Below are 12,764 nucleotides of genomic sequence, written 5' to 3' on the forward strand. Positions count from 1 at the left end.
AAAGGGCCGGTGCTAGAACCTCAACTCCCCGGGCGTGGAGCCGAACAACTGCTTGAACGCCGCGATGTAGGCCGAGATGGAGTCGTAACCACAACCCAACGCCGCCTCGGTCACACTCTCCCCCGCCTCCAGCAAGGCCAGCGACGACAACAACCGCATGCGCTGGCGCCAATTGCGAAAACTCAGGCCCGTCTCGCGTTGGAACAAGCGCATCAAGGTCTTTTCCGAGCATTGCAGTTGCCGGGCCCATTGCTGCAGGGTCTGGGGCTGGTCGGGCTCGGCGATCAGGCCATTGCACAGCGCCAACAACCCCGGATGACGGGGTAGCGGCAGGGAAAACCCGACCTCAGGCAACGTGCGCAGTTGGTCGAGCAAAACCGCCACCAACCTTGACTCGACACTGTCGCGCTCCGGGTAGTGCGGCGCAAACAGGCAAAACTGCTTGATCAGCTCCCGCGCCAGCGGTGTGACCTCCAGCACCCGGCAGCGCTCCGGCGCCCAGGTGCAGACATCGCGGCGCACATACAGGCTGCGCATTTCCGCCTGCATTGACGTCACCACTTCATGTTCGGCATCGGCAGGTATCCAGACACCCCACTGAGGCGGGGCGAAGTAGCTGCCATCGTCGGTGTAAACGCCCAGAACCCCGCTGATCGCGTAGGAAAACTGCACCCAATCGTGACGATGACGCGTGGTCCAGGACCCGGCGCCCAAGCGTTCAGCGCGGGCATAGAGTGGCCTGGGCAGGCGCTCCAGTGACGGAATGGTGCGGGGGGCAGGAAGCTGGCCGGTGCTCGACATGACAGGCTCTTGTATGTGCAGTCCGACAAGCCTAACAGCTAAGCTTCACCGGCCACTGCGTCAATGGGAGCGGGCGAAGCCTGCGATGGACTGCGCATCAGCCCCAAAATCGCCCTCTCACCGCTCCACGATCATCGTCACCCCCTGCCCACCCGCCGCGCAAATGGAGATCAACCCTCGGCCCTTGCCAGCCGTGGCCAGCAACTTGGCCATGTTCGCCAGGATACGCCCACCGGTGGCCGCAAAGGGGTGGCCGGTCGCCAGCGAGCTGCCTTTGACATTGAGCTTGCTACGGTCGATGGCGCCCAACGGCTGCGACAAGCCCAGACGTGTACGGCAGTAGTTTTCATCCTCCCAGGCCTTGAGCGTGCACAGCACCTGGGCGGCGAAGGCTTCGTGAATCTCGTAGTAGTCGAAATCCTGCAGGCTCAACCCGTTGCGCGCCAACAACCGGGGCACCGCATAGACAGGCGCCATCAACAGCCCCTCATGGCCGGTGACGAAATCCACCGCCGCAGTCTCGCCATCCACCAGATACGCCAACACCGGCAAATCGTGCTCGCTGGCCCACGCTTCGGTGCCCAGCAGCACCAGTGAGGCGCCATCGGTCAGCGGCGTGGAGTTGCCGGCCGTCAGGGTGCCCTGCCCGCTGCGGTCGAACACGGGCTTGAGCTTGGCCAACTGCTCCAACGTCAGGTCCGGCCGCAGGTTGTTGTCCCGGGCCAGGCCCAGATAAGGCGTGAGCAAATCCTCATGCCAGCCCTCGTTGAACGAGGCCAACAGCCGTTGATGGCTGAGCAAGGCCAGCTCGTCCTGCTCGGCACGGTCGATCTGCCAGGTCTGCACCATGCGCTCGCAATGCTCGCCCATCGACAACCCCGTGCGCGCCTCCTCGATGCGCGGCAGCTCGGGCAAAAGATGCCGAGGGCGCAACTTGAGAAATGGCTTGAGCCGTTCGGGCCAGGTCCTGGCGCTGTTGGCCTGCAACAGAATGCGGCGCAGCCCCGGACTGACGGCGATCGGAACGTCCGAGGCCGTGTCCACGCCGCCAGCGATGGCACTGTCGATCTGCCCGAGGGCGATCTTGTTGGCCGCCAGCAGCGCCACCTCGAGGCCCGTGCCACAAGCCAGCTGGACGTCATAGGCCGGCGTTTGCGCCGAAAGCCGCGAGCCCAGCACGCTCTCGCGGGTCAGGCCCATGTCACGGGCATGCTTGACCACTGCGCCTGCAGCCACCTCGCCCAAGCGCAGGCCGTGCAGGTGGCAGCGTTCGATAAGCCCCTCGAGGGCGGCGGTGAGCATCGCCTGGTTGCTGGCCTTGGCATAGATGCCGTTGGAGCGGGCAAACGGGATTCGGTTGGCGCCCAGGATCGCGACGCGGCGGGGTGAAACCATGGCGCATGTTCCTTCTGAAACAATTTGATCCGTACAGACTAGGTGTTTTTACCGCAGTCGAACGACCTCGATACAAACTTGGTCCACACTTGCAAGCTTGTCCCCTGGGAGACCCGCACATGAGCGACCGCTATCTCGGCTTTGCCAACTCCAACCTTGGCCGACGTCTTGTCGATGCCTTGGGCCTGCCCCGCCCGGCGCCGCTGGAGCGATGGCAGGCAGGGCGCCTGCGTCCCGTGGAGGGCGCCCTGGTGATCGGAGGCGGCCCTCTGGCAGCCCAGGTGGAGGCCATCGCCCCGCGCCTGACCGACACCCTGTACAGCTTCAATGGCGAAGGCCTGCAGGCTCAGACCTGGGTCGCGGGCCTGGGGCCGAAGCTCAAGGCCGTGGTGTTCGATGCCAGCCACCTGGCCAACAGCGACGATCTGAGCCAGTTGCGTGAATTCTTTCAGCCGCTGCTGCGTAGCCTGGCCCGCTGCGCCCATGTGGTGATCCTCGGGCGCGCACCCCAGAGCCTCGAAGACCCGCAGGCCAGCGTGGCCCAGCGCGCTCTGGAGGGCTTCAGCCGTTCGCTGGGCAAGGAGCTGCGAGACGGCGCCACCGTGCAGTTGCTGTATATCGACAAGGCTGCCGAAGACCAGCTCGAAGGCGCCTTGCGCTTCTTCCTGTCGCCCCGCAGCGCTTTCATCAGCGGGCAAGTGCTGCGTCTGGGCCCCTGCGCCAGCCATGTCGAGGATTGGACCCGCCCGCTGTCCGGCCGCCGCGCCCTGGTGACCGGCGCCGCCCGAGGGATCGGTGCCGCCATCGCCGAGACCCTGGCCCGTGATGGCGCCGAGATCATCCTGCTGGATGTCCCTCAGGCGCAAAAAGACCTTGATGCCTTGGCCGCCCGCCTGGGTGGCCAGGCCCTGGCGCTGGACATCTGCGCCAGCGACGCCCCGGCCCGGTTGGTCGAAGCCCTGCCCGATGGCATCGACATCGTGGTGCACAACGCCGGCATCACCCGCGACAAGACCCTCGCCAACATGACGCCCGAATACTGGGACGCGGTGCTGGCCGTGAACCTCAAGGCCCCGCAAGTCCTGACCCAGGCGCTATTCGACGCCGGCAAGCTTCACGACGGCGCACGCATCACCCTGCTCGCCTCGGTCAGCGGCATCGGCGGCAATCGCGGGCAGGCCAACTACGCGGCGAGCAAAGCCGGCCTGATTGGCTTCGCCCAGGCCTGGGCACCCAAGCTCGCCCAACGCGGTGCCAGCATCAACGCCGTGGCCCCAGGCTTTATCGAAACCCACATGACCGCCGCCATGCCCATGGGCCTGCGCGAGGCAGGGCGACGGCTCAGTTCGCTGGGCCAAGGCGGCCTGCCCCAGGACGTCGCCGAGGCCATCGCCTGGCTCAGCCAGCCCGGCACGGGCGCGGTCAACGGCCAGGTCCTGCGGGTGTGTGGCCAAGCACTGATGGGGGCATGACCATGACGCGTCCCTGGCACGACCTGCAAAGCCCCGACGCCCGCGCCAGCCTGTACCTGCGGGCGCTGCGCAAACGCGGCATCAGTGGCGACCGATTGCCCGAGGCCGGCCTGCGCTGCTACCTGCAGGTGCAGCCCGACAACCTGACAGCCTATCGCGGCTTGTGCCATTTCGCCGACCACGGCCGCCTGCCACCCACCTATCCCCACATCATGGCCTTCACCTTGCAGCTTCAACTGCTTACGGCCAACCACTTTCCCTTCCCGCTGCTCGGCCTGGTCCACCTGCACAACGAGATCCAGGTCCACCGCCCGCTGGGCGGTATCGATGGCCTGCGCTTTGCCGTATACGCCGACAACCTGCAACCCCATGCCAAGGGTGGCACCTTCGATCTGGTCACCGAGGCCGAGGACGGGCTGGGCCTGCTCTGGCAGGAAACCAGCCGGATGCTGGTGCGCGGTCTGCGCCTCGAAGGCCAGGAGGCTGAGGAGCACGCCATCGAACCCGACGCCCTGCCCGAAGTCACCCGGTGGTACGCCGACAGCGATATCGGCCGGCGCTACGCCAAGGTGTGCGGCGACTACAACCCGATCCACCTGAGCGCCGCCAGCGCCCGCCTGTTCGGCTTCCCCACCGCCATCGCCCACGGCATGTGGACCAAGGCCATGGCGATGGCCGCCTTGCGCGGGCACCTGCCGGCCAGCGGCTATGCCTTCGCGGTGGATTTCCACAAACCCGTGCGTCTGCCCGCGGAGGTGGTACTCAGCGCCAGCGAAGCCGGGCCGGAAGGCGTGCTGCGCCTGGAAGGGCATGGGGCGCTGGAGCACATGCTCGGGCGCTGGCACCCCCTCTAGCCTCCAGGGCTGCGTTGCAGCCCGAGGCGCTTGCTTTGCAGCCAGGCTCATCCGAAGCTATGCGCCATTAGGAGAGCCCAATGAACCTGCAAGAACTGACCGAACGCCTGCACCGGATCCGCGACACCAACGACTGGCGCGGCTTCCACAGCCCCAAGAACCTGGCCATGGCCGCCAGCGTCGAGATGGCTGAACTGGTGGAGATCTTCCAATGGCTGACCGAGGATCAGTCGCGCCAGCTCCCTCCGGAAACCCTGGCCCACGCCGGCCAGGAAGTGGGCGACATCGTCCTTTACCTGTTGCTGCTGTGCAGCGAACTGGGCCTGGACATGAACGAAGTGGTGCGCGCCAAGCTGGCCGATAGCGAGAGGCGCTTTGCAAAATGAACGACCGTCATTTCGATGAGCTGGCCAGCCGTTTCGCCGAAAAAATCTATGGCGGCGCCAAAGGCGCGATCCGCCTCGCGGTCCTTCAGGCCGACCTGGCCGAAGCCCTGCCCGAGCACCCCTTGCGGGTACTGGACATCGGCGCAGGCCTGGGCCATATGGCCCTGTGGCTGGCCGAACGCGGCCACCACCTGACCCTCGCCGAGCCCGCTACCCCTATGCTCGACGGTGCCCGCGCACGCTTTGCCGAGGCAGGCCAGGCGGCCACCTTCATCCAAGCCCCCTGGCAGGACCTGCTCGGGCAGTTGACCGAGCCATTCGACCTCGTGCTGTGCCATGCCGTGCTGGAATGGCTGGCCGAGCCCGAGAGCATCCTGCCGGTGCTGCACCAGTTGACCGCGCCCGGAGGCTGGCTGTCACTGGCGTTCTACAACCGAGACGCGCTGGTCTATCGCAACCTGCTCAAAGGCCATTTCCGCAAGCTACGCAGCAACCGCCTGGCCGGTGAAAGCCAGAGCCTGACCCCGCAGAAACCGCTTGATCCACGGGAGCTCAAGGCGCAACTTGAATCCATGTGGCAAGTCGAAAGTGAAAGTGGTGTGCGGGTGTTCCACGACTACATGCCCAAGGATTTCCAGGCCAAGGCCGAACTGCTCGACCTGCTGGAAATGGAGCTCGCCCACCGCCGCCACCCCAGCTTCGCAGGGCTTGGCCGCTACCTTCACTGGATCTGCCGACCGAATTGACCCGCTCGCCGGGAGGACCACATGCCGTACCCGCAACTGTGCCTGGCATTGCTCACCCTGACCCTGGCTGCCTGCCAGGGCAGCAACCCCTATGTCGCCAGCAGCCGGCCACTGCCGCCGGCACCACCCCAGGCAGCCGCCACCTTCGACGCCAGCGCCTACCCGGCACCGCCGCGCGACTATGGCCACTATCGCAGCTGGCGCTGGCGCGACGATCAACCGCCCAGAGCCAATGCCAACGCCGACCCTGCGCAACTGGCCGACGCGGTCAGCAGCGCCCTCGATCAGCATGGCCTGCGTCCTGCCCGCGGCAATGCCGCGGACCTTCTGGTCAGCGCCGACATCCGTCTGGAGCGCCGCTTGCGCCAGGTGCGTGACTACGACTACTACGACCCCTACTACGGCCCGTATCCCTACGGCAGCATCGGCTATGGCGGTTACCGCAATGGCTATGGCGCCTATGGCAGCGTGCCGATCGTGCGCACCTATGAAGTCGAAGTGATGGTGGTGCGCATCGACCTGTTCGACGCTCGCGACGGCCAACCGGTGTGGAGCGCCAGCGCCGAGAGTGGCAGCGGCAAGGACTCGCCACGGGACCGCGAAAACGCCTTGCGCGAGTCGGTGGGCAAGGCGTTGAGCGGCTATCCTCCCAGTTAGTGTCCAACGGAGAACCATCATGTTGCGCCGTCTCGTTCTGTTGTCATTCGCGTTGTTGCTCGCCGCCTGCGCCAGCAACAACGTCACCCAGGATTTCGATGCCAGCCGTGACTTCGCTGCCTACCGCAGCTGGGCCTGGCAGGAACCGGCGTTGCAGTACCGCCCGGACGACCCGAGAATCAAGAGCGACCTGACCGAGCAGCGCATCCGCCAGGCCGTGGCCGACCAGCTCGACCAGCGCGGCCTGCGTCCGGTGCAGGGCAATGCCCCGGCTGATGTGAAGGTGCGCGCCTATTTGATCGTCGAAGAGCGCCAGCAGCAGATCACCACCAACTACGGCGGCGCCTGGGGCGGGTACTGGGGGGGTTATTGGGGCGGGCCGATGTACAACGAGACCCGCAGTGTTGACTACAAGGTCGCGACCATCCAGGTGGACATGTTCGACGGTCGTGATGGCAAGCTGGTCTGGCGTGCCAGCGCCGAACAGATCATGAACAACTACCCGCCCAGCCCAGAAGAACGCAACACCGCGATCCAGAAGACCGTGACCCAGGTGATGTCCCACTACCCACCGCGCCGGCAGTAAGCGGCGGCGCGGTAAATGGCACGGGCTTCGCCCGTGTTCGCGGCGGTTCGACGCCTCGATAAACCCGCTCCCACAGGTTCTGTGGTGCTCTCAAACATTTCGTTGTGCCTGTAGGTGCTCTCTACAGCGCCGCTGGACCTGTGGGAGCGGGTTTACCCGCGAATGGGCCGGTAATGTCACCGCGATTCATCGACCGCGCACGGCAATTTGCCATCACCTTTACTACACTCCTTTCACCGCCGCCGCGCTGCCTGGCCAGAGGCCTGCAAAGGAGTGCCCGTGGTTTTTCATTCTCCCGCACGCCAACGCGGCGCGATCGGTCTGATGGCCGCGCTCACCCTGGGGCTCGCCCTGCTGTTCATGCTGCTGGTGGTCGACAGCGGCCGGCTGTATATGGAGCAGCGCAAGCTTCAACGCATCGCCGATATGGCAGCACTGGAGGCGGCCGGCCAGCACGCCGTGTGCACCGGCACCGGCCCCCAGGCCACCGCGCTTGCGCGCTCCGCCGCCACCCGCAATGGCCATGACCCCAGCGACCCGCTGGCCGCCAGTTGCGGCCATGTGCAAACCGGTGCCGATCACCTGCGCACCTTCAGCGTCGATGCCTCGCGCAACGAGGCGATCAGGGTCCAGGTCAGCCATACCGTTCCCACCAGCGTCGCAGCGGGTGTATTGGCCTTGGTCAAAGGCGACGGCTTGCCCTTGACCAGCACGTTGACCGCGAGCGCCGTGGCTTCGGTGCCTACACAGCCGCAGGCGATGCTGCGCATTCGCAGCACCCTGGTCACCCTCGACAGCCGCAAGGCAGCGCTGCTCAACGCACTGCTGGCGACGCTGGGCGGCAATGTGCAGCTCGACGTCGCCGGCTGGCAGGGCCTGGCCGATACACAGCTCAACCTGCTCAAATACCTCGATCAGTTGGCAGTGGATCTGAACATCAAGGCTGGCGACTACCAGACATTGCTCGGTACGGACGCCAGCGCGACCCAACTGCTGCAAGCTGCCGTGAAGGTCTTGCAGCAAAGTGGCGCGGCGGTCGATGTGGTCACCAATCTGGGGCGGGTGGCATCCGCAGGTGGTGGCAGGGTATTGCACCTGGATGAACTGCTCGACATCCAGAGCGGCACCGCCAAAGCCGGGCTGGATGCCAGCCTTCAATTGCTTCAACTCGTCCATGGCATGCTCCTGCTCGCGGCCGGCGACAGTGCCGTCGGCATTGACCTGTCACCGAGCCTGCTTGGCCTGGTCAATGGGCGGGTGCGGGTGAAGGTGCTCGAACCACCACAGATTTCCTCGATAGGCGATCCGTCAAAAGACGAGCTCAGAGTACACACCGCCCAGGTCAAGGTGCTCGTATCCGTCGACCTGCCCGTGCTCGACACCATCTTCGGTCTGGTAAACGCCGTGCTCGACCTGGCCGCTCCCTTGACCAATGTGCTGAACAACCTGCTCAGCCTTAACCTGCTCGGCACCGTGCAATCGCTGACCTGTAGCCTGGGCATCCCGTGCAAGGTCAGCGACATCAAGCTGATGCCGAACAAAGTGCACCTGGACATCGGCCTGGAAGTGAGCGAGGCCACCAGCCGTCTCAAACCCCCGCTCCAGAGCAGCTACAGCTGCGCCCCCAAGCGCCTGACCACCCTCACCGACCGCTCCGCCGTGAAGATCTCGGTGGGCACCTTCGACTCGCCCGACGCCTTCTTCGCCCAAGGCACCAGCGCGAACAAGGCGCTGCCTTTGATCGACATCGGCACCAATGTCTGCAGTCGTGTTCTGATTCTGCCGCCCGTCTGCGGCACCCGCGTGCCCTTCGCTGGCGGCGGCATCGGCGTGCGTGTCGACAGCAAGGTGCTGGGGTACGGCCAGGGCGAACATGACCTGGTGTTCCAGGGCACCAGCGAGCCACCCGAGATTGGCCAGAACCCTCGTTACTTGCCAATGGCGATCGCCAACAGCAATGTGGTCAGCAGCCTCAGCGATACCTTGCTGGGGATTCACCTGGAGGCCTACGAACCCACCGCGAACAGCGGCCTGGGCAAGATCATGGTATTGACCGCAGGCCTGCTCGACGGCGTGAAAAGCATCCTCGAACCGCTGATCAAGAATCTGCTCAGCCCGATCATCGATCCATTGGTGGACATGCTGCTCAATATGCTCGGCATCGACCTAGTCAACGCCGAAGTCGGCGCCAACCTCAGTTGCGCCAGTGGCCGCGCTCAGCTGGTGCAGTAAACCGGCAGACACACCCTGAAGCATGCCCCCTCGTCCCCATTGGCCACACTGAGGCTGCCCTCCATGGCTTCGACGATGCCATGGCTCACCGACAACCCCAGACCGGTGCCGACACCGGCCGGCTTGGTGGTGAAGAACGGCTCGAAGATACGCGCCTGGACGTGTGGGTCGATACCACCGCCGTTGTCCTCCACCCATAGGCACAGCTGCCCGGGGTGCAGCGTCTGGCGAATGCTGATCCAGGGCTCGGCCCGGTGTTGTTCGAGCAAGGCATCGCGGGCATTGATCATGAGGTTGATCATCACCTGCTCCAGTTGATCCTTGTGCCCCAACACCAGCGGCTGCTCCTCGGGCGTCTCGATCCGCAGGCTGACGCCCTTGCCCCGCAGGCTTTCCTCAAGCATCGCCGTTGCCTCCTGCACCGCACTCCAGGCAGCGAAGCGCTGGCGCTCGACTTCGGAGCGGCGACCGAACACACGCATGTGGTCTACCAGCCGTGCGGTGCGCTCGATCTGCGCCTCGATGCGGTGCAACTTATCCTCCAGATAGGAAGGCTCGGCCGTGCCGTTCTCCAGGCGCTTCAGGGCATTGGCCGTGGCCATGCGCATGACGTTGAGCGGCTGGTTGATCTCATGCAGCAAGCCGGTGGTCAGCTCGCCGAGGGTCGCCATCTTGGCGCCTTGCAGCAGCTGCCGCTGGCTGCGTCGTACCTCGGTGTTGTCACGGCCCACCGCCTGGACCTCCAGCAGCCGCCCCTGCTCATCGAACAGCCCGCGGTCGGCCCAGACCCACCAGGCGTGCTCACGACCGGGCAACTGCAGGCAAATTTCGGCGCTGCTCATCGGTTGTTCGGGGGTCAGCAGTCGCAGGCGCGCCAAGAACGCCTCGCGCTGCTCCAGCGAGAGCCACTGGCCGAGGTTCATGCCTTCGAGCTGCTCCGGCGTGCATTGCAGATAGTCGGCCAACGGGCGGTTGCCGAACACCAGGGCAAGGTCCGGGCGATAACGGCAGATCATCGCCGGGGAATCCTCCACCAGTACCCGGTAGCGCTCCTCGCTCTGGCGTACCCGGTCGGCGGCCTCGGTGGCCTCGCTGACGTCCAGCCACAGGCCGACCACCTCCAGCGGCTGGCCAAGGTCGTTACGCAGCAGACGTGCCTCATCGAGTATCCAGTGATAGCCGCCCCGGCTGTCGCGTAGGCGATAGCGGCTGCGGGCCTGGCCGTCACGCAGCAGGGCGCGGGTGCGCTCCAGCCATAGCGCGCGGTCGTCCGGATGTACGGCCAGGCCCGGCTGGCGGGCCTGCTCACTGTCCGCCGCCCAGCCCAGCAGCGGCATCAGGCTGGCACTGAAGAATTCACTGTGCAGGGCACCTTCGGCGTAGCGCTGGATGTAGATCACCGCAGGTGAACTGGCGATCAGGCTTTCCAGGCGTGTACGCGCCGCGCCCGCTTGCAGCTCCTGCGCCTTGAGCGCGCTGATGTCGAGCAGAAAACCGCGCAGCTCGCTGCCTTGCAAGCGGCCCACCCAATGCAGCCAGGCCGGATCGCCTTGCCCGTCGAGGGCCGGCACGCGCACGCTCAGGCTCAACTCCCCACCCGCGCACGCCTGCTCCAGGGCCAGGCGCGCCGGCTCCCGGTCGGCAGGGTGCAGGCGCGCGAGCCACTGCTCCAGGCTGGGCTGATGCGACAGCTCAAGCCGAGCGGCGAGCGTCGGATCCAGTTGCATGCCGTCCGCGCGGCACCAGGCCCACCAGCCTGCGCCCAACTGTTGCTGCAATTGCTCCAGGTACCCGCTCTGATGTTGCAGCCGAATATGTCGATGGCGGCTGAGCAAGGGTTCGATCAAGGCCTGCCACAACAGATGCGCATCGGCAGGCATCTGCTGCCCACCGGCACACAGCAACCAGGCCTGGACCTGCGAACCCTCAAGGTAGGGCAACACGAACAGCGAAACACCGCCACACAGCGTCAGCAACTGCGCAGGAAGCGTACTCACTGTTTGGGGATGCGCAGACAGGCCTGCCATCCAGGGTTGCAGACGGGCATCATCCGGCCACGGCCAGTGCCCCTCATTACTCGCGAAAGTGCGCCAACCCGAAGCCTGCGGCAGCATCAGGCGCACGGCAGGAACATGCCAGCGCTCGGCCAGATGCTGCAATTGCGCCGCCACGCATGGGGTCAGACGTTCCGCGCTGCACTCGCGCAAGGCGCGGTCGATGTCCTGGGCCAGTTGCCATTCGCCTTGGTGCCGCCAGACATGGGTCCGTTCGAGCAGCAGATCGCCAATATCGAACACTTGCAGCAACCAACCATCGCTCTGGCGCATCAACCAGCCACGGGTGCACAAGGGGTTGCCAGTGGCGGTCCGAAAATCCAGGTCCAGCGGTTGCCCCTGCCAATCGGCTGGCTCCCCCTCCAGCACCAGCCAGCTGTGTCGCTCCAGGTAGTCATGGACCCGACCACTGCCTTTGAGGGGCAACGCCAGCAACGTGCGCAACGGCCCGGACAAGCGCTGCACGCAGCCTTGCGGATCGAGCCACAGTTGCAGGCCGACGGCGGCAGGTGCCTCGGGTTCGGAGATCGTTGCCTGTGGCGCGCCGCGCCAACGGTCGAACAGCCCGGTCACAGTTGCAGGCTCGCTTTGGCCTTCAATTGATCGGGCAGGCGCGGCACTTCACCGATCACGGGCAGCACCAGCACTGGCAGTACGCGGGTCAGGCGCTCACGTGGGTATTGGATCGTCACGGTCAACAGCTTGCCGCTCAGCTCGACCTTGGCATCCTTGACCGCGCTGAAGCCCAGGGCTGCGGGCATCCAGGCCAACTGCTGGGCGATCGCCTGCTGCGCCACGGTGTTGTAGCTGGCAGCGGCGCTGCCGGGCTCCAGTGCCACGCAGCGGCGCACCGCCTCGCTGGCCGCCTGATTGAACGACTGCACCATCAACATGGGCAATGCATAGCTGACCAACCCGTAGAACACCGCGAAAAAAACCATGAAGACTGCGACGAACTCGATGGCTGCCGCACCTTTTTGCCGTCTTGCCAGGCTTGCTTTCATGTTCGCGTCTACCCTGACTATGACACCTGAAACACAGCATAGAACCGTTCAACGAATAGGGATGGCATTTTGCCAATGCAAAGCATTGTTCTCCTGATGTGGCTTGCCTTGTGCACCGAACAAGATATCCGTGAACGGCAGCTTTCCAACGCTCTGACCCTGGGCGTTGCGGCCTGCGCCCTGGTCTGGCTGTTCGCCACCGGGCACAGCTGGATCGGCGCCGACCCCAGCGACGCTGGTTGGGCGCTGGCCATCGTCATGCTGCTCACCCTCCCCGGCTACATGCTTGGCCGCTTCGGCGCGGGCGACGTCAAGTTGATGGGCGCCCTGGCCCTGGCCACCAGCCCCCAGTACGTGCTTGGCACCTTCATCGGTGCCGGTATCACCGTGCTGGCCTGGCTGCTGGGGCGGCGCAGGTTGTGGATCCTGCTCAACCCCAAGGTGAAAAAGCGCCTGCAGAAACTGGCCGAAGAAGTCGGCGACAAACAACCTTTCGCGCCCTACGTGCTGGTGGGCTTTCTGCTGACAGCCGTATGGATTCAGTGACCTCACCGCACGTGTACGAACCTTGTGCAAA

At 65.3% G+C, this 12,764-nt stretch carries 12 protein-coding genes; 8 read left to right on the top strand and 4 right to left on the bottom strand.

The window, feature by feature from the left end; all coding sequences use genetic code 11:
- Positions 1 to 12 precede the first annotated feature (12 nt).
- Entirely contained in the window at positions 13 to 801 is a 789-nt protein-coding gene (locus tag IEC33019_RS20595) for an AraC family transcriptional regulator (RefSeq protein WP_070090393.1), read from the bottom strand.
- Positions 802 to 918: 117 nt separating this feature from the next.
- Positions 919 to 2,196 (bottom strand): acetyl-CoA C-acetyltransferase, encoded by a 1,278-nt coding sequence (locus tag IEC33019_RS20600; RefSeq protein ID WP_070090394.1) that lies wholly within the window; start codon positions 2,194 to 2,196, stop codon positions 919 to 921.
- 119 nt (positions 2,197 to 2,315) lie between these two features.
- On the opposite strand from IEC33019_RS20600, the gene IEC33019_RS20605 reads away from it, so the two are divergent.
- The 7 genes from IEC33019_RS20605 to IEC33019_RS20635 all read left to right on the top strand — a co-directional run bounded on the left by IEC33019_RS20605 (position 2,316) and on the right by IEC33019_RS20635 (position 9,129).
- On the top strand, positions 2,316 to 3,668 hold the full coding sequence (locus IEC33019_RS20605) for a 3-oxoacyl-ACP reductase (protein ID WP_070090395.1): 1,353 nt from the start codon (positions 2,316 to 2,318) through the stop codon (positions 3,666 to 3,668).
- A gap of 2 nt (positions 3,669 to 3,670) precedes the next feature.
- Entirely contained in the window at positions 3,671 to 4,522 is an 852-nt protein-coding gene (locus tag IEC33019_RS20610) for a MaoC family dehydratase (protein WP_070090510.1), read from the top strand.
- 80 nt (positions 4,523 to 4,602) lie between these two features.
- The gene (locus IEC33019_RS20615; RefSeq protein ID WP_070090396.1) at positions 4,603 to 4,908 is read left to right on the top strand and encodes a MazG-like family protein; all 306 of its coding nucleotides are present in this window, start codon (positions 4,603 to 4,605) and stop codon (positions 4,906 to 4,908) included.
- Positions 4,905 to 5,654, top strand: a complete 750-nt coding sequence (locus IEC33019_RS20620) for a methyltransferase domain-containing protein (protein WP_070090397.1) — start codon at positions 4,905 to 4,907, stop codon at positions 5,652 to 5,654. Before IEC33019_RS20615 ends, IEC33019_RS20620 begins: the two co-directional genes overlap by 4 nt.
- Positions 5,655 to 5,675: 21 nt before the next feature.
- Positions 5,676 to 6,311 (top strand): DUF4136 domain-containing protein, encoded by a 636-nt coding sequence (locus IEC33019_RS20625; protein WP_070090398.1) that lies wholly within the window; start codon positions 5,676 to 5,678, stop codon positions 6,309 to 6,311.
- A gap of 19 nt (positions 6,312 to 6,330) precedes the next feature.
- The gene (locus IEC33019_RS20630) at positions 6,331 to 6,897 is read left to right on the top strand and encodes a DUF4136 domain-containing protein (protein WP_070090399.1); all 567 of its coding nucleotides are present in this window, start codon (positions 6,331 to 6,333) and stop codon (positions 6,895 to 6,897) included.
- A gap of 279 nt (positions 6,898 to 7,176) precedes the next feature.
- The gene (locus tag IEC33019_RS20635) at positions 7,177 to 9,129 is read left to right on the top strand and encodes a pilus assembly protein TadG-related protein (RefSeq protein WP_244509659.1); all 1,953 of its coding nucleotides are present in this window, start codon (positions 7,177 to 7,179) and stop codon (positions 9,127 to 9,129) included.
- On the opposite strand, the gene IEC33019_RS20640 is transcribed toward IEC33019_RS20635, so the two are convergent.
- Both IEC33019_RS20640 and IEC33019_RS20645 read right to left on the bottom strand, forming a co-directional pair.
- Positions 9,114 to 11,756: a PAS domain-containing sensor histidine kinase gene (locus IEC33019_RS20640; protein WP_070090400.1), complete on the bottom strand. Its 2,643-nt coding sequence runs from the start codon at positions 11,754 to 11,756 to the stop codon at positions 9,114 to 9,116. The genes IEC33019_RS20635 and IEC33019_RS20640 overlap by 16 nt on opposite strands.
- Complete coding sequence (locus tag IEC33019_RS20645; protein WP_070090401.1) at positions 11,753 to 12,187, bottom strand: TadE/TadG family type IV pilus assembly protein; 435 nt, start codon at positions 12,185 to 12,187, stop codon at positions 11,753 to 11,755. The genes IEC33019_RS20640 and IEC33019_RS20645 overlap by 4 nt, the downstream gene beginning before the upstream one ends.
- A gap of 75 nt (positions 12,188 to 12,262) precedes the next feature.
- Between IEC33019_RS20645 and IEC33019_RS20650 the strand changes: the two genes are divergently transcribed.
- Positions 12,263 to 12,733 (top strand): A24 family peptidase, encoded by a 471-nt coding sequence (locus tag IEC33019_RS20650; protein WP_070090402.1) that lies wholly within the window; start codon positions 12,263 to 12,265, stop codon positions 12,731 to 12,733.
- The last annotated feature ends 31 nt before the right edge of the window (positions 12,734 to 12,764 follow it).

The sequence above is a fragment of the Pseudomonas putida genome, from assembly GCF_002741075.1.
GTDB classification, from domain to species: domain Bacteria; phylum Pseudomonadota; class Gammaproteobacteria; order Pseudomonadales; family Pseudomonadaceae; genus Aquipseudomonas; species Aquipseudomonas putida_T.